The sequence below is a fragment of the Oxalicibacterium flavum genome, assembly GCF_014635065.1.
Classification (GTDB): Bacteria; Pseudomonadota; Gammaproteobacteria; order Burkholderiales; family Burkholderiaceae_D; genus Oxalicibacterium; species Oxalicibacterium flavum.
Window position 1 is genome coordinate 1 of sequence record NZ_BMCG01000005.1, and the last position, 24,350, is coordinate 24,350.

Consider the following 24,350-nt stretch of genomic DNA (forward strand, 5'->3'; position numbering starts at 1 on the left):
ATGTTGGCGGTTGCCACCATGCAGATGACGCCAACGACCAGCTGGAGCCAGCGGGTGCTTTCCTTGATCGGTTGATCAGGACGGATTGCCGATGCGGAGAGTTCAGACATTGCGACCTCCTTTAGCTGCTTTTCTCATTTTGTTTCCTCAAGTTAGATGCGTGTGCCGTGCAAACACACGTAATCGGTTTCATCTGCAAGTAAGTGCGAAGACTTCCGCAAGGTGTTGGAGGCGGCCAATGCTTCTGGACCGGTCGAGCGCCGTTCCGCCTTCTGTCGCCGATCCGGTCGGGATCGCGTACAGACATGGTTCGGTTTCTGCATTGCTTGGGTAAGCAAACTGCTGCCAGGACGGGTGGTCCGGACATCGCCGGATCTGCGTTACGCGGTCCGGCTGCCGAGGAAGAAACCTGGGTTGCCGGTTGCCCGGCACTCTCAAGAACATGTGAATGTCCGGGACTTGGAGAGAGAGGCTCCGTGCCTTGGGCGCATATCACGATGACGTTAAGATTGCGTGAGAGATTAAGTACTTCCCCCTATGCGAACAATGCGTACTATCACGTATGTATATACGTGTTATCACTTAAAACGTTAGTTGTTTCTACTTAATTCCGGAGGCGGGAAGGGGTGGTCTGCAGCAGGGAAGAAAAGGCGTTTTCCCTGTGAAAAAAGGCGTTTGAAAGGGTGAGTGGATTGTTAAAAACGGGGTGCAGGGAAGGGGGCGCGGTTTTCCAAATGTTTTAGATTGTTTCGTAATGCCCAGCGGCAAAAACACAAGAAAATGCTCATGAGGCGGCTTCTCGTTCACTCAAGTCTTGCCGATCGTCGCATGTACCGGCAGCGCTCAAAAAAAACGGTCTTCACGAGGAAGACCGCGCTCAACGAGTCTGAGAAAAGAAGCTGATGCAGTATCGCTTCTTGTCTTTCTTCTTGCCATCCCATAAACAAGGGAATCATTCACGCGCAGGCAGCGGCTTGACCGCATCCGGTTTCGGCGCGGCGGTCTTCTCCGTGCATGTGCCGGTCGCTTCTATATTGGCGGAGACGTCCTGATAGAAGTATTCGCCGTTGCTTCTGTCGTAGTACTGCATGATCTCGCCGTCATCGACGAACACGATGCGCGAGGCGTTGATGTCCTGCGGGAAGCCTTCCTGCTCGCCGAGGAAGCCCTTGCCGGTATCGACCGAGGTCTTGAAGTAGCGTGGCTCCAGATCGATTTCGTAGCGGCGCTTGAAGCTGGCCTGGGGTTTGCCGTCGGTGGTCTGCTGTACGTTGCAGATCACCGTGATGTCGCTTGCTTGTGCCGGCATCGTTGCCAGCAGGGCCAGCGATGCCGGTATTGCCATCAGGTACTTGAACATGTTTCCTTCCTTGTTGCCGTGCGTCTGCCCTTGGATAAACGGGCAGATATGCGGGTTAGGGAGATCAAATCGAAAAATGTTCCCCTGACTGCGGCGTTCAGGCCTCGGTCTCGTCTGCCGCATCGGCCGGAATGCGGCTTGCGATCACGGTCGTGATGCGACGGCCGTCGACACCCGCGACTTCATAGCGCAGGCCGTTGATTTCCAGCGCGGCGCCGGGTTCGGGAAAGTTCTCGAAGCGGTTCAGCAGCAGGCCGGCGAGCGAGGTATAGTTCGCGTCCTCGGTCACCAGCCCGTGCGTCTCGAGCACCTGCTCCAGATAATGCAGGTCGGCAGTGCCGTCGATCTTCCAGCGGTTCTCGCCATCGGCCTGCACCGTCGGCCGCTCGTCTTCGTCCGGGAATTCGCCGGCGATGGCTTCGAGGATGTCGATCGGCGTCAGCAGGCCATGGATGCTGCCGAACTCGTCGACCGCCAGCACCAGCTGGCCCGGCGAGCGCTTGAGGATCGCCATCGCATGCAGCACGCCGGCCGAATGCGGCAGGATGATCGGCTGGCGCAGGCTGCCCTGTTCGTTGATGGCGCCGGTGGCGGCGAGGTCGCCGATCAGGTCCTTGGTGCGCGCCAGGCCGATGATGTTGTCGAGATCGCCGCGGCACACCGGCATCAGGCTGTGCGGCGTTTCGCGCAACTGCAGGATGATCTTGTCCGGATCGTCGTCGAGATCGACCCATGAAATGTCCGAGCGCGGCGTCATGATCGAGCGGATCGAGCGTTCGCCGAGCGACAGCACGCCGCTGACCATGTTGCGCTCCTCGATGCCGAAGGCGTGCTCCTCCGGTTGCGGCACAGCCGGCGCTTCTTCTTCCTGGCCATTCGCGCGCTGGCGGCTGCCGAGCAGGCGCAGCACGGCGTCGGCGGTACGGTCGCGCAGCGGGATCGCCGATTGCAGCTTCATGAAGTTGCGGCGCGCGAGCTGGTTGAAGAACTCGATCATGATCGAGAAGCCGATGGCGCCGTACAGATAGCCTTTCGGAATCTCGAAGCCCAGACCTTCCGACACCAGGCTCAGGCCGATCATCAGCAGGAAGCTCAGGCACAGCACGACCACGGTCGGATGCGCGTTGACGAAGGCGGTCAGCGGCTTGGAGGCCCACATCATGATCATGATGGAGATGATGACGGCCGCCATCATGACGCCGAGCTCGTTGACCATGCCGACTGCGGTGATGACCGCGTCGAGCGAGAACACGGCATCGAGCACCACGATCTGCGCTACCACCACGCCGAAGCTCGCATAGACCTTGGACTGGCTGTGCGTGTGGGTCTTGCCTTCGAGCCGGTCATGCAGTTCGGTGGTGGATTTGAAGAGCAGGAACAGGCCGCCGAGCAGCAGCACCAGGTCGCGTCCCGAGAACGGGAACGGGCCGATCGAGAACAGCGGCGTGGTCCAGGTCACCAGCCACGAGACGGCCGACAGCAGGCCGAGCCGCATGATGAGCGCCAGCGACAGGCCGACGATGCGCGCGCGGTCGCGCTGGCGCGGCGGCAGCTTGTCGGCCAGGATGGCGATGAAGATCAGATTGTCGATGCCGAGCACGATCTCGAGAATCACGAGCGTGAGCAAACCCAGCCAGATGGTCGGGTCGAATAGCCATTCCATGTTGATACCTTGTCAGAAAAGTCGATTGCACCCGCGCGGCAGGCGGCGGGTGGGAAATGTCGGAAATGCGGCGGTCATGCCCATGCGTGCGTCATGCGGGGATGCGCAGGCAATGGACGTGCCAGCACTGGCGGCGGGCGTCCGGGACGATGGAGCGCGGTAGCGATGAACGCGGGCGGTGTCGCGCGTGGCGCGCAGCCGGCAGGTGCGGACAGGGCGGCGGCAGGCGCCGGTACCAGTACGTCGGCGAAATCGAGATGGGCGGGAGGCTGTTTGCCGGGAGCGGGCTGACAGAACGCCGCGTCCTGCGCAGGCGACGCGCACGCGCCGGCATCGGCAATGTCATCGACCACGGCTTCCGTCAGGCCATAGGCAGGCGGATAGTCTTCGGAAGAATCGGCAAAAACCTGTAACGGGAACAGCAGGATCAGACAGATGACGATGAATCGTCTCATACGGACCAGAGAGAATACGGGCCGATCAGTATAACAACAAACACGCGCCGCCTTGGTGCGCCATCCCGCACGGCACGCTGTTGCCTGCAGTCAATGGCGGCGGCTATTCCTCGTCGGCGGCCGGCGCGGGCGCGGCGTTTCGCGTCGCCAGGTACTGGCGGATGATGGCCTGTTCCACCTTCACGCGTTCGTTCGGCCGGCAGCAGTAGCGCAGTGAGAACGTGTATTCCTTGACGGTCTTGAGTTCGATCAGCACGCGCGGTTCGGCCGACGGCAGCGTCACGAGCTCGCGCGATTCCAGCCGCTCGAAGTGGCGGTTGGCTTCCTCTATCCAGCTGCCGCAGATATCGATGGCGGCCTGCAGCAGCGCCTGTTCCTGCGCATGCATGTCCTCGTTTGGGTGCACGGCGACCGGCAGCATGTTGATCGTGAAGCGCCCGGTCGCGGTCAGGTTGCGCACCGGCTTCACCAGCAGGATCGAGTGCGGAATGCTGACCGTATGCCCGGTCAACTGGTTGCCCTCCATGGTCTCGGCCAGCGTGGTGGCGATCAGGTCGGTATCGAGCACGCGGCCCGAGATGCTCTCGACCTCGACGAAGTCGCCAATGCGATAGGGGCGCGAGATCGCCAGCATCGCGGTGCCGAGCAGATTGAGCAGGAATTCCTTGCTGACGATCAGGATCGCGCCGGCCACTGCCGCCAGCGACAGCGCGGCGCCGGCGATCTTGGACGCCCAGGTGGCGCCGATCAGGATCACCGCCGTCAGCAGCACCAGGTTCTTGGCCAGCACCAGATTGCGCCGCTGGCGCGCGATGTCGGTCGCGCCCTGCATGCGCGCGCGCTTCTGCAGGAATTTGACGACCAGCACGGTCAGCACGATGGTCGTTAGCGTCACCAGGATGCGGCCAAGCTCGGTCTTGGCGAACAGATTGAGCATGCCGAGGATTTCTGCGGTGGTGTAAGGCAATTGGAAGATGTTCCTTGTCGATGGGCGGGGCGCCTGAATGGTACGACACTTTGCGCCGCAAATGGTTTGTGACTGCGGATGCGTGTGGGGCGGAAGCGTCCGGCGTGCAGTACGGCCGCCTGGTGGACATCGGACGCCACGTGGTTGAACAGCGCGTGCCGCGCACGCCGGGTCAGCGCATCCTGCGCTACATGCTCAAGGAGACGCTGACGCGCGGCGCGCTGTTCGGTCCTGCATTGCGGCTGGGGCGCGCGGTGGGTTCGCTGCTGCCGGCCGCGCTGCGCGCCCTTACGTGAAACCGGGACGCAGGCCGGCGCGCACGCATGCGCGGCGCATGTTGCTTCTCGAAGGCTGCGTGCAGCCGGTGATGTCGCCCAACATCAACGCGGCTACCGCACGCGTGCTCGATGCGCTGGGCGTGCAGTTGATCGCCGCGCCCAAGGCCGGCTGCGGCGTCACGGTCAAGGATTACGGTCACCTGCTGGCCGGCGATCCGGCCTATGCGGACAAGGCGCGCATCGTGTCGGAGCTGGCGCGCGACCTGTCGGAAGTGATCGAACCATTTGCAGGGGAACTGACCGCCATGACGCGCGGCCGACTCGATCGTCGTGTCACCTGGCATCCGCCGTGCACGCTGCAGCACGGGCAGAAGATACGCGGCAAGGTCGAGGCGATTCTGCGCGAGGCCGGCGCCGACGTGAAGCTGTGCGCCGACAGCCACCTGTGCTGCGGTTCGGCCGGCACCTATTCGCTGCTGCAGCCGGTGCTGTCCAAACGATTGCGCGACGCCAAGGTGGCGCGGCTGGAAGCGGCAGGGTCGGAAGTCATTGCCTCCACCAACATCGGCTGCCTCACGCATCCGCAGGCTGGAACGAAAGTGCCGGTCAGGCACTGGATCGAACTGATCGACCAGGCGCTGCCGGCAGCATAAGGGAAGGGAAGGAAAAAGGGCACCCGCAGAACGCGGGTGCCCAATGCCGTTCAGGCGGAGACTTCCTCGAGCGACTTGCCCTTGGTTTCGACACCCATCACGATCACGATTAGCGCGGCCGCCGCGAACGACAGCGCACCCAGCGTGAAGACGCCGGTGTGACCGGTGACGGGCAGGATCAGGCCGACCGCGAACGGACCCAGCAGCGAGCCGAAGCGGCCGACCGAGGAGGCGAAGCCGGCACCGGTGGCGCGCGAGCGCGTCGGGTACAGCTCGGGCGTATAGGCATACAGCACCGACCACATGCCGAACATGAAGAACTGCATGCACAGGCCGGCGCCGATCAGCTGTTCGACCGGTGCCTGCGCGGTGGCGACCTGACCATAGACGTAGGCGGAGACCGCGCTGCCGATCAGCATCAGCACGCAGGTACCCTTGCGGCCCCAGACCTCGAGCAGCCAGGCCGAGAAGATGAAGCCCGGGATGCCCGCCAGCGAGATGTAAATGGTGTAGGTCACCGACTTGGTAACTTCGTAGCCGGCCTGCTGCAGCAGCGCGCCCAGCCACGTGGTCAGGCCGTAGTAGCCGAGCAGCGCGAAGAACCACAGCGCCCACAGCATGGCGGTGCGCTTGGCGTAGGGGCCTTGCCAGAGTTCGGCGAACAGGGCGCGGCGATCCTTCCTGTTGATGGTGTCATGCGAGGTGGCGGGTTCCGCCAGCGGCTTGCCGCCACTGGCCTTCATCACGTGATGTTCCATCTTGCTGGTGACGCGGTCGGCTTCCTCGGTGCGGCCGATGTCTTCCAGCCAGCGCGGCGATTCGGGCACGTAGCGGCGCACGATGAAGACGAACACGGCCGGTACCGACAGCGCGATGAAGATGCCGCGCCAGCCGATCAGCGGCAGCGTCAGCCATGCCACGATGCCGGCGGCGATGAAGCCCAGCGGCCAGAAGCCTTCGAGGATGGCGACATAGCGGCCGCGGCTCTTGGTCGGCACGATCTCCGACACCATCGACAGTCCGATCGGGAATTCCATGCCCATGCCGAAGCCGAGCAGCACGCGAAAGATCATGAGCTGTTCGACGTTCTGCGCAAAGCCGCACAGCAGGCTGCCGACGCCCCAGAACACCATGCTCCACTGGAACACCGGCTTGCGGCCGAACTTGTCGGCCAGCATGCCGGCAATGGCAGCGCCGAAGAACATGCCGAGGAAGCTGGAGGAAGCCAGCAGGCCGGCCTGCGCGCTGGAGAGGCCGAACTCGGTCTTGATCGAGCCGAGCACGAAGGTCATGATGCCGAGGTCCATCGAGTCGAAGAACCAGGCGGTGGCGATGATGGAAAAGAGCCAGCGCTGGTAGCTTGTCATCGGCAGTCGTTCCAGCCGCGCAGCAACGTTGGCATGGCCGGCGGCCATGAGGTTGGTTGTCATCCTTGTCTCCTTTAGGAAGCCGGTCGTTGCCGGCTTGTTTTGTCGGACGGTTATCCGTCTCTAACTAATATATTACATGAGTACAAAATGTATTCGTGAAGATTTTTCATCTTCCTGTTCGATCCTCCGAATCTGCTTCAACGTCTGCCACAACGTCTGCCTCGGTATCTGCCTCAGTATCTGCATCAAGTACGCCATCCCAAGCGCGCCGCACGATGCGCGCATACGCGGCGGGCACGTCCGCCACCGGGAAGGCGCGCGCCAGGCGCGTCACGGCCAGCGCGTCCTCGGTCAGGCGTGGCAGTTCCTCCTCGGCGATGCCGAATTCGCGCAGATTGGCCGGAATGCCGAGCTCGGCCACCAGCGCGCGGATCACGGCCGGCAACCGGCGCGCGGCGCGTGCCTCGTCGGCGTCGGCGATGCCGAACAGGCGTGCCAGCGTCACCATTTCTTCGGCGCGCGTCTCGCGCAAGGCATCGAGCACGTACGGCAGCATCACGGCGTTAGTGCTACCGTGCGTCTTGTGCGTGAGGCCGGCCACCGCGTAGGCGGTACCGTGCACGGCGTTGAGGCCGGCGCTGCCGTAGGACAGTGCCGCGTAGTGGCTGGCGTAGGCCATGCCGACGCGCGCTTCCTGGTCGCTGCCGTCGTGATAGCAGCGCAGCAGATGGCGCGCGCAGAGGTCGATCGCCTCGCGCGCGAACAGCATGGTCAGCGCGGAACGGCCGCTGTAGCCGGGATCGGGGTGACCGTCGCGTGAGAAGTCGAAGGAGTCCAGCGTCAGGTAGGACTCGACCGCGTGCGTCAGCGCATCGATGCCGGAATCGGCCGTCACGCGCGGCGGGCAGGTGTAGGTGTATTCGGGATCGATGAGCGCGATGACGGGACGCAGCACGTTGTCCATCACGGCGATCTTGGTGGCGTTCTCGGGATCGATCAGGATCGCGCCCGGGGTGGCTTCGGAGCCGGTGCCGGCGGTGGTCGGCAGCGCGATCAGCGGCAGCGCGTGCGGCGCGGCCGGCATGGCGCTCTTGAAGTCATCGACCGGGCGGCCTTCGGGCAGCGTCACGCACATTGCCTTGGCAAGGTCGATGTTGCTGCCGCCGCCGAGCGCGATCACATGGTCCGGCGTGTTGCCGCCCAGATGCGCGCGCACGATGCGCGTGGCGTCGTCGCACAGCGTGGTGGTCGGATCGGGCAGGCCGCCGTCGAAGACGATGGTCTTGATGCCGAGCGCGGCGGCGGCGTCGATGTACTCGCGCACCCACGGCGTGCTGCCGCTGAAATAGGTATCGGTGACGAGCACGCCGCTGCGATAGCCGAGCCGCGCCAGCAGGGCCGGCAACTGGTGGCGGCTGCCGCAGCCGATGACGACGCGCGCCGGTGGACAGAAGTGGATCTGGTCGTTCATTCTCATTGTGTGACTCCTGTCAGGTGGTGTTGCGAAAGAAAGTGGCGGATCTCGCTGGCGATGCGTTCGGCGTGCTGGGTCAGGATCGCGTGGCGGCCGCCGGCTATGCGCACCGGCGTTGCGTCCGGCAGGCCGTCGGCCAGCAGCTGAGCGTGTTCATAAGGCGAGTCTTCGTCGTCGCTGCCGTGCAGCACGAGTACCGGCACGTCGATGCTTGCAAGCAGGGCGCGCTGGTCGGTGCCGGAAATGGACTGCCAGGTCCAGGCCACCGCGTCGCGGTCGGCCGCATCGCGTAGCCCCAGCCGCTGTTCGCGCGCGGCGATCTCCGCCAGCAGCGTGTCGTGGTCGCCGCGTCCGAACCACTGCACCTCGCGCAGCAACGGGCTGCCCGACATCAGGATCAGGGCGGCGGGCAGCGCGTGGCCGGCCCGTCGCAGCAGGTCGAAGGCGGCCAGCGAGACCGAGGTGCCCATGCTCCAGCCGGCGAGAACGTACGGGGCGCGATTCACATGCGTGTCGATCACGTCGCACACTTCGCCGCCGAAGGCATCCAGCGTGTAGTCCTGCGGACCGTGGCCGCGCCATGCGTCGGCACGGCCGCGCAGGTTGGGCAGAATCCAGTGCGCGTCGCCGACCAGCGGCTGCACCTGCTGCCAGCTTGCGCGCGTGCCCTGTATGCCGTGGACGGCGACGATGGTGAGATCGCCGCTTTCGTTTCCGGCGTGGATGACGTCGTGCTTCATGTTCGTGTTCCCCTGATAAAAAAGATGCGCCATATCTGAGATATACATTTAAAATTCAACAATTCGCCCGCATGTATGATCCTCTGTTCATGCGGCTCGCAAGCCGTATTCCAACGACAAAAAATCCATTTCCCTCATGGCCACAGCAAGAAAACCCACCGCAAGGAAAGCCGCGCAGAAAACCTCTCCAAAGCCATCCGCAAAAGAAACGAAATCCACGGGCGCAGCGCGTTCCACGCTGGCACGTCCCAAGCTGACCGACCTCGCGTACGAGCAGCTCGAGGAAGCCATCATCACGTTGCGCATTCCGCCCGGTTCCGTCATTTCCGAACTGACTCTGAGCGAGATGCTCAACATCGGCCGCACGCCGATCCGCGAGGCGATCCAGCGGCTGGCGCGCGAACATCTGCTGCTGGTGCTGCCGCAGCGCGGCCTGCTGGTGCCGGAGATCGATCTGAAGAAGCAGTTGAAGCTGCTGGAGACGCGGCGCGAGGTCGAGCGCCTGATCTGCCGCAGCGCGGCGCGCCGCGCCACGCCGGAGGAAAGGGAAGTCTTCGCGCGCCTGCACGATGAGTTCATGCTCGCTTCGAAGACCAACGACGATGTGATGTTCATGCGTTCCGATCGCGAGTTCAATGAGATGACGCTGGTATCCGCGCGCAACGAGTTCGCGGAAGGCGCGATGCGGCTGATGCACGGCCTGTCGCGCCGCTTCTGGTACATCCACTACAAGCAGGCAGCCGATCTGCCCGAGATGGCGCGCCTGCATGCCAAGGTCGCGGGCGCAATCGCCAAGGGCGAGATCGATGCTGCCGGCGAGGCGCTCGATCGTCTGCTCGACAACATCGAATCCTTCGCCAAGGCCACGCTCACTTCCGACATGTAAAAAAAGCCGCCGGCGCAGATGCGCAGGCGGCCAGGGCGGTTTTCTTATTTCAGGACCAGGCCGCGATTGAGGGCCTCGTCCTCGTCCTGCGTCAGTTCCGGCCCATCCAGCGACACACGCGAATCATCGACGCGGAAGCGCTGGATGATCGGCTTCAATTCTTCCTTCACATGCTTTTCGCTGTAGCCGTTGAACAGGTGGCCGAGCAGGCCGCGGTTCAGATCGGTGGTGCCCATTGCCCAGTCGGCGATCGGGAAGGTCAGGTTCATGTTGTACTTCATCATGATGCCGAGGTTGTGATGCGCCGTATGGTGGCGGCGGATCGTGTTGATGAAGGGAATGTTGCGCACGAACCAGTTGTCATGCACGTGGCAGCAGTAGTGGAAGGTCTCGTAGATCAGGTACTGCGCCACCATCGTCATGAACAGGATGTAGCCGGCGTTCGGGTTGAAGATCACGGAGGCAAGGTAGCCGAGCGTGAGGCCGCCGACGCCGAGCGTGATCAGCACGCGCCACGGAAAGAACACGATGCGGAATTCGCGCGAGGTGTCGATGGTCGCTTCGTTGTCGGTGAAGTACTGGTGATGCTGGCGCGTATGGCGGTCGTAGATCGCGCGCAGCGCGAAGACGTCGATGCGGCGGTGCATGACGTAACGGTGCATGGCCCATTCGACGAAGTTGCCGGCGATGAAGACCGGCAGCGCGATCAGCCATTCCCAGCCGGCATTGTCGAGCTGGGTCGCGCAATACCAGATGGCCGCGATGCCGACGCCGTACATGACGGTGATGTGCAGGATGCCGTTGTAAAGAGGGCTGATGTCAGCCTTGTACTGTTCGCGGAATTTCCGCTGACGTTCGCTCATCATGATAGTCTCCTGGTTGATGGCAAGGTGTTGTGTATGACTAATATATTAGTTGGATTGCGGTGTGCTGTCAAGGACGGCATGCGGCACCGCATGGCGTTGTTGCCGCGCGCTGTTGCGCAGTTTTCACAGACGTTTCCCTGCGGGAAAGGAGGCCTGGAATGGCAATCGACAGACTGGACGGGATGGTGGCGGCGCTGGGCCGCATGCTGGATGAGCGTGGTGCGGACGAGCGGCGCATATTGAGCGAGGGCAGTGCGCTGCTGCGCGAACTGGTGGCGCATGACGACTGGCTGCCGCAGGAGTTTGCGCAGCCGCATCCGCAGTATTACCAGCAATACCTGCTGCATTGCGATCCGGCGCAGCGGTTCACGGTGGTGAGCTTCGTCTGGGGGCCGGGGCAGGCCACGCCCGTGCACGACCACACGGTATGGGCGCTGATCGGCATGTTGCGCGGGGCCGAGCGCAGCGAACGCTTCGCGCTGCCGGCGGCAGGACAGGCCATGCGCAGCCTCGGCACGGATATTCTGCAGCCGGGCACGGTCGATATGCTGTCGCCGTCGCAGGGCGACATCCATCGTGTTTCAAATGCGCATGACGATCGCGTCTCGATCAGCATCCATGTGTATGGCGGCAATATCGGCCGCATACGTCGCCACGTCTATGACGCGGCGACCGGGACCAAGCGCGAGTTCGTCTCGGGTTACGCCAATCCGGAGCGCGATTCGGCCTGAAACAGTGCATTTTTGCGAGAATCCGCGCGAATTTTTGTAAGTACCATATTCATGGGATATATGTATTCTGGCGATTGATGCATGCTAAATTTCCTTTTGGAAATTTTTTGACATGTTTTCACAGGTATATTTGCCATGTTTGTGAACGGGCGGCCGCTTCCGTGGCTGCCCAGGCCCGACCGCCGGGCAACGATCAGGGAAATGGACATCAGCGGTGCGCAGGACGCCCACAAGAAGGAGACTGGATATATGCGGACGAATCTGCCTGTAACGGATACGGAATATGTACTGAAAGACGGTATTTCACTGGTTTCGAAAACCGATACCAAGGGACGCATCACCTATTTCAATCCCGCATTCGTCGAGGCCAGCGGCTACGACGAACATGAACTGATGGGGGCGCCGCACAATCTGGTGCGTCATCCGGACATGCCGGAAGAAGCCTTTGAAGATCTGTGGGATACGCTCAAGCAGGGCATTCCATGGAACGGCATCATCAAGAACCGCCGCAAGAACGGCGACTTTTACTGGGTGGCCGCCAACGCGACACCGGTGCGCGAGGGCGATCGCATCGTCGGTTACATGTCGGTGCGCAACAAGGCGACACGCCAGCAGATCGAGGAAGCTGCGCAACTCTACCGCCGCTTCAAGTCCGGGCAGGCGCGTGGCGTGGCGATCCGGCGCGGCGCGGTGGTATCGACCGGCATCTTCGGCCGGCTGGCGGCGTTGCGCGGGCTGGGACTGGGCAAACGCATCGGGATCGTGATGAGCATCCTGTTGCTGCTGATCGTCGGACTCGGCGCGGCAGCCATCCACGGCGCCGACAGCGAGTCGATGGCGTACGGCTACGGCGTGGCGACGCTGGTTGCGGTGCTGCTGGGCCTGCTGACCTGGCGCAATCTGCATGGATCGGTGGTGCGGCCGATCCGTTCGCTGATCGGCGATGCCAATGCGGTGGCGGGCGGCGATCTGAGCGTGACGGTACGCGTCGACCGGCAGGACGACATGGGGCAACTGCAGCAGGCGTTGCAGCAGATGAACGTCAATCTGCGTTCGGTGATGGGTGACGTGCGCAGCAATGTCGATTCCATCATGGTGGCCACGCGCGAGATCGCCAGCGGCAACATGGATCTGTCGGGGCGCACCGAAGCGCAGGCGTCCAGCCTCGAGCAGACCGCGTCGAGCATGGAGGAATTCGCCTCGACCGTGAAGCAGAATGCCGACAATGCGATCCAGGCCAACCAGCTGGCGCTGTCCGCTTCCGAGGTCGCCACGCGCGGCGGCCAGGTGGTGGGGCAGGTCGGCGCCACCATGGACCAGATCAACCATTCGGCGCGCCGCATCGTCGATATCATCGGCCTCATCGACGGCATCGCCTTCCAGACCAATATCCTGGCCCTGAATGCGGCGGTGGAAGCGGCGCGCGCCGGCGAACAGGGCAAGGGCTTCGCGGTGGTGGCGGGCGAGGTGCGCAGCCTGGCGCAGCGCTCGGCGGCGGCAGCCAAGGAAATCAAGCAGCTGATCGACGAATCGGTGTCCAAGGTTGACGCAGGCAGCCGCCTGGTCGGCGAGGCGACCTCGACCATGCAGGAGATCGTCAATTCGGTCAGGCACGTCAACGACATCATGAGCGAGATCGCCGTCGCCAGCCGCGAGCAGAGCAACGGCATCCTGCAGGTCAATCAGGCGGTCACGCAGATGGACGAAGTGACGCAGCAGAATGCGGCGCTGGTCGAGCAGGCCGCTGCCGCGGCGGCCAGCCTCGAGGAGCAGACCATGCACCTGATGCGCTCGATCTCGGTGTTCAAGATGGCGCAGGGTGAATCGCTGGACATGCTGGCCGTCAGGCCACCGAAGAAGACGCATCCGGCACTGCCGGGGGCGGAAGCGCGGGTGGAAAGAATCGCGGCGGATTGATGCGGCAGGCATGAAAAAAAGCGGCAGCCCCGATTCCGGCGCTGCCGCTTTTCATTTGGGTGCATGCACAGGCATCACTCCATTTCGGTCTCCGCAATGCGGTCCCACAGCGACAGTTGTCGCCAGTCCGCCACCCAGTCGTCCGGCATGACGAGGTAAAGCGCGCCGGCGTCTGCCACATGGGCGTCGAGCGCCGGACGGATCAGCTGCACCCCCTGCGTCAGTGCCGGCAGATGGCTGCAAATCTCTTCGCGCACGATGGGCTCCAGCCAGTCGCCATGGTGGTGCCAGATGCTGCCGCCGATGGCGAACACGCGCAGGTCGAGCGTGGCGGTGACGTTGTACAGGGCGCGGCCGAACCACTTGGCCGCATGCACCACGGCGGCGTGCGCATGGACGTCGCCTTCCTTGACGGCGTTGAACAGTTCCTCGGGCGAACGTCCATATTGCACTTCGAGGTTGCGGCCCGAGGCCAGCGCTTCGGTATCGCCGTAATTGCCGCAGCCGCACTGCGCCTGCGACTGGTCGGTCAGCAGCATGTGGCCGGCATGGCCGGCGTTGCCGTTCTTGCCGTGCAGCAGCCTGCCGTCAACGCATAGGCCGAAGCCGATGCCGGTGCTCCACGTGACGTAGGCGCAGTTGTCCTCGTTGTGCAGCGCGCCGAAGGCACGCTCGGCAGCCAGTGCCGCCACGCAATCATTCTGGATGGCAACGTGCGTGAAATGTTCGCGCAGCACCTGTTCGAGCGGTACCGATTCCCAGTCGTTGAGCAGGTCGCCACGATTGCCGATGCCGCCGCAGATGTTGGGCGCGACCAGATGGATCAGACCGCCATGCTTGACGAAGGGGCCGCAGGAACTGACGCCGACCGCGCCCAGTTCGCTGAGGGAGATGCCGATGCGTTCGCATGCCGAGCGCAGCATGGAAACCGCCTGTTCGGCCGGCGCGCGCGGGGTGCCGAGCTTGACCGTCGCTTCGGCGATGCGGACCAGCGGTCCGTTGCGGTCGGCGATCGATACCGCCATCTTGGTGCCGCCGATGTCTATGCCTGCGATGTATTGCATGACGCTTCCCTGAAGTGCGTTGATCTTGCCGGAATGCGGCTCTCTATCGACTGACCTTGCCGGCGCCGTAAAGTTTATTCAGAGCATAGGGCATTTTGCCGCAGGAATGAAGCATGCGCACGCGTGCGCGGCGGCGGTGCAGGGCGGGAGTTATTCGGGAAACACTTCGATGCCCTGGTCCACCGCATAGCGGATCAGGCCGGGCATGCCATCGACTTCCATCTTGCGGAACACGAGCTTGCGGTAGCGGTTGACGGTTGAAAGGCTCAGCGACAGGCGATGCGCGGTTTCGGTCGGTCGTTCACCGCGGCACATGCTGTGAAACACCTGCAGTTCGCGCGCCGTCAGCGACTGATGCCGCGCTGCGGACTGGCGATCCTCGCCGCGTGCAGCCGGCATCGCGCGCTCCGGGTAGCGCTGGCCGTTGCAGACGGTGCGGATGGCCGACACCAGTTCGTCCGCGGTGCCATCGGAAGGGAAATGTCCGCTGGCATTGCTGCCCATCATTTCGAGCGTATGGAAATGATCGGGACCGCCGTGCAGGATGATCACCGGCAGCAGCGGCTTGCGCGAGCGAAAGGCCGGCAGCTGTTCGTAGCCGTAGCGCCGCAGTGCGACCAGATCGAGCAGCAGCAGATCCGGTTGCAGCGCGGCCGTCATCTGCAGTCCTTCCTCGGCTGACGACGTCTCTCCCACGATGTCGAAATCGGGGAAAGCCGACAGCCAGCGACGTATGCCTGCGCGCACCACCGGAAAATGCTCGACGATAAGAATCGAAACTTGCATGGAAATGGAGACGGCTCTCTAGGTGATCCAGGCTATAACTTAAGGTCTGCATCTGCCGGGGTCTGTGAGCCGACGCACATAATCATGCAATCGGAGTGGAGTCTTACATGCCGTTGCGAGGAATATTCTTTGCCGGAAATCGCGACGGCGCAAATGACTTTTTTCCTGACAACGCAAGGCGGCAATGCCTGACTGCCGGCACCGTCCTCATGCGCCGTTGCGATGCGTTCAGTGCGGCGCCGCGATCAGTGCGACCGGATATTCGCCAAGCAGGTTGGCGATATCGATGTGGTTGGCGTGCAGGTCAACCGGCCGGCCGCCGAGCAGGTCGATATGCTCTCCCGGCAGCGGTTGCGGCAGTTCCAGGAAGGTATGCGCGGGCACGTCGCCGGCCGCGTGGCGCAGCGAGAGATTGGCGTTCAGCAGGGACAGGCTCATGCGCAGCGCCACCACCAGGACCTGCCGTTCCTTGTGACGGCGCAGGAAGGCGATCACGTGCTCCGCCAGCGGCCCTTCGACCGTCAGCGGCACGTATTCGCCCTCCGCGAACAGCGCCGGGTCGCGCTTGCGCAGTTGCAGCGCGGCGTGGATCAGCGGCTGCTTCAACTGGCACTGGTGCCAGCCGCGATGCTGGCAGATGCGCTCGTGCGCATGATCTTCCTGCGCCAGCAGCAGGCTGCGTGCGGCGTAATTGACGGGGCGCCGGTTGTCGGGATCGACGAGGCTGAAATCCCAGAATTCGGTGCCCTGGTACAGGTCGGGCACGCCGGGCGAGGTCAGGCGCAGCAGGGTTTGCGTCAGGCTGTTGGCGATGCCGGCCGGCGCGATGCGCGCGACCCAGTCGACGATCTCCTGCAGGAAGCCGGCGCTGCGTTCGGGATCGAGCAGCGCCATCAGAAATTCGCGGCACGCGTGTTCGTATTCGCCGTTGGGCATGGCCCAGCTCGAATAGCGCTTGGCTTCGCGCAGCGCCTTTTCCTGCCAGGCCGCGAGCCGTTCGGCATAGGCCTGCAGGCCGTCGCGGTCGTCGGCCTGCAGTTCGAACGGCCAGGCGCCGAGGATCATCTGGTACAGCATCAGTTCGTCGTCGAGCGAGGGCGCGACCAGTTCCGGCGCATCGTCCTCGGTCGCAAGGCGGATGCGGAAATCCGTATGCAGGCGCTTCCAGCGGCGTACCGCCTCGGCCCAGTCCTCGGCCGCTTCGCTCAGGACGGCGAGCCGTGCACGCACGTCCTCGCCGCGCTTGTGGTCGTGGGTCGCGGTCGCCAGCATGGCGTGCGGGAAGTGCTGCGCGCGGTCGAGATTGAAGGCGTGGAATTCGGCAACCGTCGCCGAAAAGCGGTCGGGATCGGCGCCGACCTCGTTGCGCGAGAGCAGCCGGCCGTAGCGGTAGAAGGCGGTGTCCTCCACCGCCTTGGCCGCCAGCGGCGGCGTGAGCTGCTCGAAGCGGCGCACCGCGAGCTGGCGCAGCGGCAGCGCGTCGGCGCTGGCATCGGGATCGATGTTGTCGGTGTCGAATAGCGTGACCAGCGTGTCGAGCAGCGGCTGGTCCGGCGGCGACAGGTTGCGGCGCGCGTCGGCCACGGTGCGTTCGAGGATCGCAAGGTCGGCTTCGCTGCGGCCATCCTTAGTCGTGTAGGTGCGATAGACGGGGAAGGTGACCAGGATCTCGGTCAGCACACGGTGGATCGCGGCCTGCGAGATGTCGCGCGTATCGAGCTCGGTGCGGGCCACCGCGTGCACGGCGCGCGTCAGCGCCGCGAATTCGCCGACGAAGTTTTCGCGCAGCAGCTGGCGGCGCGCGTTGAGCACGTGCGTCGGAAAGCTGTCGTTGCCGTCCGACAGTTCCACCCACAGCTTGTTGAGCGCGGCCAGTCCGTTCTCGCAATGCAGCAGCGCGCCGAGTTCGGCCATGAATTCGTAGCCGGTGGTGCCGTCTATGCCCCAGTCGGTGCGCAACGCCTCGCCGTGCGTCAGGATCTTCTCGACCACGATCCACGGATGCGGGTCCTGCCGCTGCGCCGGCCGTTGCGCCGACAGCGCGGTCAGACGGCGCCGCAGTTCGTTGCAGTAGGCGGTCGGATCGGCCAGGCCGTCGACGTGATCGACGCGCACGCCGTCGATCAGGCCTTCGGCATAGAGCTGGAAGATCACCGCGTGCGTGGCATCGAACACGTCGTCGAGCTCGACGCGCACGCCGGCCAGGTCGCTGACCTCGAAGAAGCGGCGCCAGTTGATTTCCTCGGCCGCGTTGCGCCACCAGGTCAGCTTGTAGTTCTGCCGTTCGAGCAGGCGGTGCAGGCGGCCGACGCCGCCGTTGAGATCGGGGTCCACCGAGGCCAGCGCCAGCGCGATGCCGGCGCGTCCTTCCTCGGTCTGCGCCAGTTCGCGCAGCATGTCGGCACGCGTCTGGTGCAGATCGAAGGCATCGGCCTCGTCCGGATGCACCTCGGGAAAGCTGCTGGCGACGTTCTTGAGCGCGGCGCCGCCATGCCGCAGCACGCGCACCACGCTGGCCGGCGCGAGCGGAAAGCGATGTCCGAAGTAGCCGAAGTAGAAATGCCCGTTCTGTTCGTCGAAGCGCAGCCGCAGGTCGCCCGAGCGCAGCGTCTGCGCGTACTGGTCGCCGAGGAAGGGCAGCAGGATCTTGCCGTTGAGCGTGGGGTCGGGCGAGTTCCAGTCGATATCGAACCAGCGCGCGTAGCGGCTGTGGCGTCCCCATTCGAGCACGTGTAGCCACCACGGATTGTCGGCGCCGCCGACACCCATGTGGTTGGGCACGATGTCGATGACGAGACCCATGCCGGCCGCGTGCAGCTTTGCCACGAGTCGTCGCAGGGCCGGTTCGCCGCCGAGCTCGGGATTGATGTGGGTCGGATCGACGATGTCGTAGCCGTGCGTGGAGCCGGGGCGCGCGGTCAGGATGGGCGAGACGTAGAGATGGCTGATGCCGAGGCGGGCGTAATAGTCCACCACGCCGACGGCATCGTCGAGCGTGAAGTCCTTGTGCAGCTGCAGTCGCGCGGTGGCGCGGGGAATGCTCATCGATGTTGTCCTTGTTGTCTGCGGGAACGGTCCAGCGCCGCCAGCCGTTCGGCGGCGTCGGATCGCTCCAGCATGCTGCCGGCGCTGCCGGGCAGGCGGTGCCGCCAGTTCGGATGGCTGTCTATGGTGTTGGGCAGGTTGGGCTGTTCGGCCAGGCCGAGCACGTCTTCGAGCGGAATGATGACCAGCGGCGCCGGCGTGGCGCCGACGAATTCGATGAGCTCCGTGATCGGCGGCGGTGCGCCGTCGTCGCTGTCTTCGTAATCGATGTGACGATCCCGATGATGGTGGCGCAGCGCGTCGCACAGGCGGCGCCGATCGTAGCGGCGCGCGCTGCGTTCGTCGGCGGCCTGCACGCCGGGCGCAAACAGGTCGAGCTGTTCGCGCCATTCGAGATCGCGGCCCTGCCACCAGCCGCGCACGGTCGGCAGGTCGTGCGTGGCGGTGGTGGCGATCGCGCTGGACGACCATTGCGATGGCGCGCGGAACATGCCGTGCTCCTGCTCGAACCACAGCACGCGGATGCCCATCAGGCCCGCCTCGGCCAGCGCGCGGTCGAAGCCGTCGGGCACGGTGCCGAGGTCCTCGCCGATCACCACCGCACGATGGCGATGGCTTTCGAGCGCGATCAGGCGCATCAGGTCCTCGAACGGATAGCGCAGGTAGGCGCCGTCGGTACCCTGTTGTCCCTGCGGCACCAGCCACAGGCGCGCCAGGCCCAAAATGTGGTCGATGCGCACGCCGCCCGCATGGCGGAAGGCGGCGCGCAGCATCTCGATGTAGGCCTGGAAGCCCGACTCGCGCAGCGCGCGCGGCGAGAACGCGCCGAGTCCCCAGTTCTGTCCCTGCGGACCGAGCAGGTCGGGCGGCGCGCCGACCGACAGGCCGTCCAGCATCTGGCTCTGACGGCTCCATGCCTGGCTGCCGCCGCTTTCGGCACCGACCGCGAGATCGGTGATCAGGCCGATCGGCATGCCGGCCGCGCGTGCCGCGCGCTGCGCCTGCTGCAGGCCGCGTGCCGCCTGCCATTGCAGGAAGGCGTGGAAGCAGATTTCGTTGTCATTGACTTCGGCGAAGCGCGCCACCGCGTCGCCGCGCGGATCGCGCAGTTCCTCGGGCCAGTCGCGCCAGCTGCCTTCGATGCCCTGCGCGCGCATGGTCGCGTGCAACGCCTCGAAGCGCGCGTGATCCTCGAGTGCGGTGCCGCCCTCGTTGCGGAAGGCTTCGAATTCCTTCCAGTCGTCGTTGCGGATGTCGTAATGGTCGAACAGATGACGCAGCACGGCGAGCCGCCAGCGCGTGGCGGCCGGCCAGTCGATCAGTTCCTCGGCCTGCAGGCGCTTGCGTTCGTCCTCGCCGTCGAGATGGCGGATCGCCTCGGCCAGAGCCTGTTCGCCGCTGACGGCGGCCGGATCGATGTGCAGCACGTTGAACAGCAGCCGGCTGGACGGACCGTAGGGACTGAAATGCCAGGGATTGGCGCTGAACATCGCGTGCACCGGACTGATCGCGATGCCCGACGCGCCGCGCTGCGCGGCCGCGCGCGCGAGGTCGGCCAATGCCGTGAAGTCGCCGATGCCGGCGTCGCCGAGACGCGCATCCTCATCGGCGCGGCGCAGCGAATAGAGCTGCGCGGCCAGCGCCCACAGGTGCGGGTGGCGCCCGGTTGTCACATCATGTGCGGCATCGGCCACGCTGAAGCAGCGCGCCGGCGCCACCGCAACCGTCACAGGATGGCGCTCGCCGATGGTCAGCAGGTGATAGCCGACCTCGTTGATCGCTTCGAGCCGCGCCGGGCCCTCGTCGCTGCCATCGCCACCATGCAGCCAGCCGCTGCGTTCCTCGCCGCTTTCGAGCATCAGGCGATACGTATGTCCATGCACCTGCGCCAGCGGCGGGAACGTGATCTCGCGGCCGACCTGCGCCGTGATCAGCGGCGGCAGCGCGAGCCGTCGTTCGTCCTCGGCCAGCGTCGCCAGCGAGGCTTCGCAGGCGGCATCGTCATGGGCGTCGAGTTGCAGCGCGGCGAGAATCGCGCGCAGGGTGCCGGCGGCGACCTGTTGCGGCTTGCCGAAGGCATCGGTCCATTCGGACGAGAGGCCGGCGGCATGGGCCAGCCGCAGCAGGGCTTCGCTCTTGTGCTCGGTGTCCGGGTTCAGTTGCGCATTCATGCAGCGGGCTCCAGCAGGGCGATGAAGGAATCGGGCGGCAGGGTGTCGCGTCCGAGCGCCGCCAGCGCACCTTCGGTTTCGAATAACAGGTCGGCACCGCCGGTGCGCGCGATGGTGTCCGCGGCGACCCTGACCGGCGTATCGGCCAGATTGACGGCGACTGCCAGCACGGCGCCGTTGCCGAGGCGCCAGCGGGCGGCGACGGCGGCATCGCCGATCGCCTGCGCGCCGAGCGTGCGGCAACCCGGCAGATGCGGCACCAGCTGCGTCATGCGTATGGCAAGCAGCGCATGCAGCCAGGCGTGCCACTGACCGGCGTCGTCGGCATGGCGGGGAATCGAATCCTCGAACGTCTGCAGCGCATTGGGATCGGGAATTTTCTGCCGCTGCGCCTCGTCGGCGAAGGCCGCGAACCCGGCGAATTCCTGGCGCCGGCCATCGCGCACCGCCGTGGCCAGCCCTTCGTCGTCGTAGCTGGTGAAGTAGAGGAAGGGCGTGCGCGAGCCGAATTCCTCTCCCACGAACAGCAGCGGGATTTGCGGCGACAGCAGCAGCAATGCCATCGCCGCGCGCAGCGCCGAAGGCCGCGCGAGCGTGGTCAGGCGGTCGCCGAAGGCACGGTTGCCGATCTGGTCGTGGTTCTGCAGGAACAGCACGAAGGCCGATGGCGGCAAATGGCCGCTGGGTTCGCCGCGCGGCGTGCCGTTGCGGAACGGCGAAGGCTCGCCCTGATAGACGAAGCCCTCGGCCAGGCAGCGCGCGAGCTTGTCGGCCGGCTGTTCGCTGTAGTCGCGGTAGTAGTGGTCCGATTCGCCGGTCAGCAGCGCGTGCAGCACGTGATGTCCGTCGTCGTTCCATTGCGCATCGAACGGTCCTTCGGCGCTGCGGCCGAGCAGTCGGGCGGCGTTGTCGTCATGTTCGAGCACCAGGTGGACATGGCGTTCATGGCCGAACTCGCTGCGCACGCGCTGTCCCATTTCCTGCAGCCAGTCCTGCTCGCCGATGGCGTGCACGGCATCGAAGCGCAGGCCGTCGAAGCGGTACTCGCGCAGCCAGTACAGCGCATTCTCGGTGAAGAAGTCGCGCACCTCGCGGCGCCGGAAATCGATGGCCTCGCCCCACGGCGTATGGACGTCGCCGCGAAAGAAGTCCTGCGCGTAGGCGCCCAGGTAATTGCCCTCCGGTCCGAAGTGGTTGTAAACCACGTCGAGAAACACCATCATGCCGAGTCCGTGCGCGGTATCGATCAGCGCCTTCAACTGGGCCGGCGAGCCGTAGGCGGCGTCCGGCGCGTACGGCAGCACGCCGTCGTAGCCCCAGTTGCGCGGGCCCGGAAAGTCGGCGACCGGCATCAGCTCGATGGCGGTGATGCCGAGCGCGGCCAGCGCCGGCAATTGCCGCGTCACGCCTTCGAAGCCGCCACAGGCACCGACATGCAGTTCGTAGAGCACGGTTTCGTGCCATGGCCGTCCCTGCCACAGCGGATACTGCCAGTGGTAGTCGTTGAGGTCGGTCACGATGCTGGCGCCGTGCACGTCGCCATCCTGCGCGCGCGAGGCCGGATCGGCCACGCGCAGGGTATGACCATCCTTGCGCGTGATCTCGAACTGGTAGCGTGTGCCGGGCGCGCAGCCGATGCGCGTTTCGAACCAGCCGTGCTGTACCGGCCCCATGCGATGCAGGGTGTCGCCGTCGAGAATCAGCGCGACCTGCTCGGCGCCCGGCGCCCACAGGCGGAACAGCACGCGTCCCGCGCCCTGCACTTGCGCGCCGAACGAATAGGTGAAGCGATCAAAGGACGACATCATCGGCTACCAGGAGAACGGCACTGTGCGCGCTGACGGTGATGCGATTGTGGCCGGGCACGTGGGCTGGCGGCGCATCGTCCTTTTGCGCGGCGTCGATCAGCACCTGCCAGTCGAGCACCGGCTCGGGCAAGACGAATTCGCGATCTTCCCAGTGCGCGTTGAGCAGCAGCAGCGAAGCGGTGACTTCGGATTGCGCGTTGCGCCGGCCTTCGATACGCGCCACGCGCCGCAGCATCAGCAGGCGGCCTTCGCTGTAGTGCCAGCTTTCTTCCGTCATCGGCTGGCCGTATTCGTCGAACCACGACGTGTCGTACAGGTCGGGCAGCACCTCGAGATCGCCCGTATAGAAGCGCGAGGCGTGCAGCGTCGGTCGCGCGCGGCGCGCGGCGATGCAGCGTCGCGTGAAATCGATGAGCGACTTGCCGGGATCGGTCTCGGCCAGGCCCCAGGCCATCCACGACAGTTCGTCGTCCTGGCAATAGGCGTTGTTGTTGCCGTCCTGGCTGCGGCCGAACTCGTCGCCGCCGAGCAGCATCGGCGTGCCGTTGGAAAAGAACAGCGTCATCAGCATCGAGCGGCGCAGCTTCTCGCGCGTGGCGATGATGCCGGGGTCGTCGGTCGGGCCTTCGGCGCCCCAGTTGTAGCTTTCGTTGTCGTTGGCGCCGTCACGGTTGTCTTCGCCGTTGGCCTCGTTGTGCTTGTCGTTGTAGCTGACGAGGTCGTTGAGCGTGAAGCCGTCGTGCGCGGTGACGAAGTTGACCGAGGCCCATGGGCGGCGGCGATGGTGGGCGAACAGGTCGGCCGAGCCGAGCAGGCGCGCCGCGATCGCGCCGCGCATGTCGGCATCGCCCTTCCAGAAGCGGCGCACGTCGTCGCGGAAGCGGCCGTTCCATTCGGCAAAGCCGGCCGGATGGTTGCCGATCTGGTAGCCGCCGGGACCGATGTCCCACGGCTCGGCGATCAGCTTCACCTGCGCCAGAACCGGGTCCTGGCGCAGCGCGTCGAAGAAGCCGCAGCCCGGATCGAAGCCGCTGGCTTCACGGCCGAGCGTGACGCCGAGGTCGAAGCGGAAGCCGTCGATGTGGAATTCCTGCACCCAGTAGCGCAGCGAATCCATGACCAGCTGGATCACGCGCGGGTGCGACATGTTGACCGTGTTGCCGCAGCCGGTGTCGTTGATGCAGTGGCGCTGATTGTCCGGCAGCAGGCGGTAGTAGCTCGCATGGTCGAGGCCGCGGAACGACAGCGTGGGACCGAGCTCGCCTTCCTCGCAGGTGTGGTTGTAGACGACGTCGAGGATGACTTCGATGCCGGCCAGGTGCAGCTGGCGGATCGCACGCCGCATCTCGTTGAGCGAGCCGTCCGACAGGTAGGACGGTTCGGGCGCGAAGTACGACAGCGTGTTGTAGCCCCAGTAGTTGCGCAGGCCCTTTTCGGCCAGGCGGCGGTCCTGCAGGATCGCGTGCACCGGCAGCAGTTCGAGCGAGGTGATGCCGAGCTTGACCAGATGATCGATCACGTAGGGATCGGCCAGCGCGGCGAAGGTGCCGCGTTCGTGCGCGGCAACACCGTCGGCCTTCATGGTCAGGCCGCGCAGGTGCGCCTCGTAGATCACGGTCTGGTCCCACGAAATGCCGGGCGACTGGTCGTGGCCCCAGTGGAAGGCATCGTCGGTGATGACGCCCTTGGGCATGTACTGCGCGCTGTCGCGGCGGTCGAAGGAGAGATCGGTGCGCGCCGAGCCGACCTTGTAGCCGTACAGCGCGTCGCTCCAGCGCAGCGCGCCGTGCAGGCGGCGTGCGTACGGATCGAGCAGCAGCTTGTGCGGGTTGAAGCGGTGTCCGTGCTCGGGCTGGTAGGGGCCGTAGGCGCGATAGCCGTAGAGCTGTCCCGGCTGCACGTCGGGCAGGTAGCCGTGCCAGACTTCGTCGGTACATTCGGGCAGCGCGTGGCGCGCGATCTCGCGCCGGCCGCTGGGATCGAACAGGCAGAGCTCGACCTTTTCCGCGTGTGCCGAAAACACCGCGAAGTTGGCGCCGAAACCGTCGACGGTGACGCCGAGCGGATAAGGCAGGCCGGCCTGCATGCGGACTTGGTTGTTGGGTCTGTGAGGCAT

At 64.9% G+C, this 24,350-nt stretch carries 17 protein-coding genes and 1 pseudogene; 4 read left to right on the forward strand and 14 right to left on the reverse strand.

Going from position 1 to position 24,350, the window contains the following annotated elements:
* Positions 1-952 precede the first annotated feature (952 nt).
* The 4 genes from IEV38_RS12225 to IEV38_RS12240 all read right to left on the reverse strand — a co-directional run bounded on the left by IEV38_RS12225 (position 953) and on the right by IEV38_RS12240 (position 4,445).
* A complete protein-coding gene (locus tag IEV38_RS12225; protein WP_188396508.1) occupies positions 953-1,360 on the reverse strand; it encodes a hypothetical protein in 408 nt (135 codons plus the stop codon).
* A gap of 97 nt (positions 1,361-1,457) precedes the next feature.
* Positions 1,458-3,023 carry a TerC family protein gene (locus tag IEV38_RS12230; RefSeq protein WP_188396509.1) on the reverse strand — a complete coding sequence of 522 codons (1,566 nt, stop codon included), beginning with the start codon at positions 3,021-3,023 and terminating at the stop codon, positions 1,458-1,460.
* Positions 3,024-3,097: 74 nt separating this feature from the next.
* Complete coding sequence (locus tag IEV38_RS12235; RefSeq protein ID WP_188396510.1) at positions 3,098-3,478, reverse strand: hypothetical protein; 381 nt, start codon at positions 3,476-3,478, stop codon at positions 3,098-3,100.
* A 103-nt stretch (positions 3,479-3,581) separates the two neighbouring features.
* The gene (locus IEV38_RS12240) at positions 3,582-4,445 is read right to left on the reverse strand and encodes a mechanosensitive ion channel family protein (RefSeq protein ID WP_188396511.1); all 864 of its coding nucleotides are present in this window, start codon (positions 4,443-4,445) and stop codon (positions 3,582-3,584) included.
* 98 nt (positions 4,446-4,543) lie between these two features.
* Here IEV38_RS12240 and IEV38_RS12245 point away from each other — a divergent pair.
* Positions 4,544-5,376: pseudogene (locus IEV38_RS12245) on the forward strand (heterodisulfide reductase-related iron-sulfur binding cluster); the annotation flags it as partial.
* Between the two features lie 50 nt (positions 5,377-5,426).
* Here the strand turns inward: IEV38_RS12245 and IEV38_RS12250 are convergent.
* The 3 genes from IEV38_RS12250 to IEV38_RS12260 form a co-directional block, all read right to left on the reverse strand.
* A complete protein-coding gene (locus tag IEV38_RS12250; protein ID WP_229729031.1) occupies positions 5,427-6,806 on the reverse strand; it encodes an MFS transporter in 1,380 nt (459 codons plus the stop codon).
* 106 nt (positions 6,807-6,912) lie between these two features.
* Entirely contained in the window at positions 6,913-8,223 is a 1,311-nt protein-coding gene (locus IEV38_RS12255; RefSeq protein WP_188396512.1) for an iron-containing alcohol dehydrogenase, read from the reverse strand.
* Entirely contained in the window at positions 8,220-8,960 is a 741-nt protein-coding gene (locus IEV38_RS12260; protein WP_229729032.1) for an alpha/beta fold hydrolase, read from the reverse strand. Before IEV38_RS12260 ends, IEV38_RS12255 begins: the two co-directional genes overlap by 4 nt.
* A gap of 136 nt (positions 8,961-9,096) precedes the next feature.
* Between IEV38_RS12260 and IEV38_RS12265 the strand changes: the two genes are divergently transcribed.
* Positions 9,097-9,846, forward strand: a complete 750-nt coding sequence (locus IEV38_RS12265; RefSeq protein WP_188396513.1) for a GntR family transcriptional regulator — start codon at positions 9,097-9,099, stop codon at positions 9,844-9,846.
* Positions 9,847-9,890: 44 nt separating this feature from the next.
* On the opposite strand, the gene IEV38_RS12270 is transcribed toward IEV38_RS12265, so the two are convergent.
* The gene (locus IEV38_RS12270) at positions 9,891-10,712 is read right to left on the reverse strand and encodes a sterol desaturase family protein (RefSeq protein ID WP_188396514.1); all 822 of its coding nucleotides are present in this window, start codon (positions 10,710-10,712) and stop codon (positions 9,891-9,893) included.
* 158 nt (positions 10,713-10,870) lie between these two features.
* On the opposite strand from IEV38_RS12270, the gene IEV38_RS12275 reads away from it, so the two are divergent.
* Entirely contained in the window at positions 10,871-11,443 is a 573-nt protein-coding gene (locus IEV38_RS12275; RefSeq protein ID WP_188396515.1) for a cysteine dioxygenase family protein, read from the forward strand.
* Positions 11,444-11,692: 249 nt separating this feature from the next.
* Positions 11,693-13,360 (forward strand): methyl-accepting chemotaxis protein, encoded by a 1,668-nt coding sequence (locus IEV38_RS12280; protein WP_188396516.1) that lies wholly within the window; start codon positions 11,693-11,695, stop codon positions 13,358-13,360.
* Between the two features lie 74 nt (positions 13,361-13,434).
* On the opposite strand, the gene IEV38_RS12285 is transcribed toward IEV38_RS12280, so the two are convergent.
* The 6 genes from IEV38_RS12285 to glgX form a co-directional block, all read right to left on the reverse strand.
* Positions 13,435-14,424, reverse strand: coding sequence for an ROK family protein (locus IEV38_RS12285; RefSeq protein ID WP_188396517.1), 990 nt, complete (start codon positions 14,422-14,424; stop codon positions 13,435-13,437).
* Between the two features lie 150 nt (positions 14,425-14,574).
* Positions 14,575-15,210, reverse strand: a complete 636-nt coding sequence (locus tag IEV38_RS12290) for a response regulator (RefSeq protein WP_188396518.1) — start codon at positions 15,208-15,210, stop codon at positions 14,575-14,577.
* Between the two features lie 228 nt (positions 15,211-15,438).
* On the reverse strand, positions 15,439-18,255 hold the full coding sequence (treY, locus tag IEV38_RS12295; protein WP_188396519.1) for a malto-oligosyltrehalose synthase: 2,817 nt from the start codon (positions 18,253-18,255) through the stop codon (positions 15,439-15,441).
* On the reverse strand, positions 18,252-20,426 hold the full coding sequence (malQ, locus tag IEV38_RS12300; protein ID WP_188396520.1) for a 4-alpha-glucanotransferase: 2,175 nt from the start codon (positions 20,424-20,426) through the stop codon (positions 18,252-18,254). Before malQ ends, treY begins: the two co-directional genes overlap by 4 nt.
* Positions 20,423-22,234, reverse strand: a complete 1,812-nt coding sequence (treZ, locus tag IEV38_RS12305; RefSeq protein WP_371869880.1) for a malto-oligosyltrehalose trehalohydrolase — start codon at positions 22,232-22,234, stop codon at positions 20,423-20,425. Before treZ ends, malQ begins: the two co-directional genes overlap by 4 nt.
* Positions 22,218-24,350, reverse strand: coding sequence for a glycogen debranching protein GlgX (glgX, locus tag IEV38_RS12310; protein ID WP_188396521.1), 2,133 nt, complete (start codon positions 24,348-24,350; stop codon positions 22,218-22,220). The genes treZ and glgX overlap by 17 nt, the downstream gene beginning before the upstream one ends.

Bases quoted from the DNA above. Each gene is read 5' to 3' on its own strand.
- IEV38_RS12225 (WP_188396508.1), bottom strand. From the start codon at position 1,360: ATGTTCAAGTACCTGATGGCAATACCGGCATCGCTGGCCCTGCTGGCA.
- IEV38_RS12230 (WP_188396509.1), bottom strand. From the start codon at position 3,023: ATGGAATGGCTATTCGACCCGACCATCTGGCTGGGTTTGCTCACGCTC.
- IEV38_RS12235 (WP_188396510.1), bottom strand. From the start codon at position 3,478: ATGAGACGATTCATCGTCATCTGTCTGATCCTGCTGTTCCCGTTACAG.
- IEV38_RS12250 (WP_229729031.1), bottom strand. From the start codon at position 6,806: ATGACAACCAACCTCATGGCCGCCGGCCATGCCAACGTTGCTGCGCGG.
- IEV38_RS12255 (WP_188396512.1), bottom strand. From the start codon at position 8,223: ATGAGAATGAACGACCAGATCCACTTCTGTCCACCGGCGCGCGTCGTC.
- IEV38_RS12260 (WP_229729032.1), bottom strand. From the start codon at position 8,960: ATGAAGCACGACGTCATCCACGCCGGAAACGAAAGCGGCGATCTCACC.
- IEV38_RS12265 (WP_188396513.1), top strand. From the start codon at position 9,097: ATGGCCACAGCAAGAAAACCCACCGCAAGGAAAGCCGCGCAGAAAACC.
- IEV38_RS12270 (WP_188396514.1), bottom strand. From the start codon at position 10,712: ATGATGAGCGAACGTCAGCGGAAATTCCGCGAACAGTACAAGGCTGAC.
- IEV38_RS12275 (WP_188396515.1), top strand. From the start codon at position 10,871: ATGGCAATCGACAGACTGGACGGGATGGTGGCGGCGCTGGGCCGCATG.
- IEV38_RS12280 (WP_188396516.1), top strand. From the start codon at position 11,693: ATGCGGACGAATCTGCCTGTAACGGATACGGAATATGTACTGAAAGAC.
- IEV38_RS12285 (WP_188396517.1), bottom strand. From the start codon at position 14,424: ATGCAATACATCGCAGGCATAGACATCGGCGGCACCAAGATGGCGGTA.
- IEV38_RS12290 (WP_188396518.1), bottom strand. From the start codon at position 15,210: ATGCAAGTTTCGATTCTTATCGTCGAGCATTTTCCGGTGGTGCGCGCA.
- treY (WP_188396519.1), bottom strand. From the start codon at position 18,255: ATGAGCATTCCCCGCGCCACCGCGCGACTGCAGCTGCACAAGGACTTC.
- malQ (WP_188396520.1), bottom strand. From the start codon at position 20,426: ATGAATGCGCAACTGAACCCGGACACCGAGCACAAGAGCGAAGCCCTG.
- treZ (WP_371869880.1), bottom strand. From the start codon at position 22,234: ATGATGTCGTCCTTTGATCGCTTCACCTATTCGTTCGGCGCGCAAGTG.
- glgX (WP_188396521.1), bottom strand. From the start codon at position 24,350: ATGCCTCACAGACCCAACAACCAAGTCCGCATGCAGGCCGGCCTGCCT.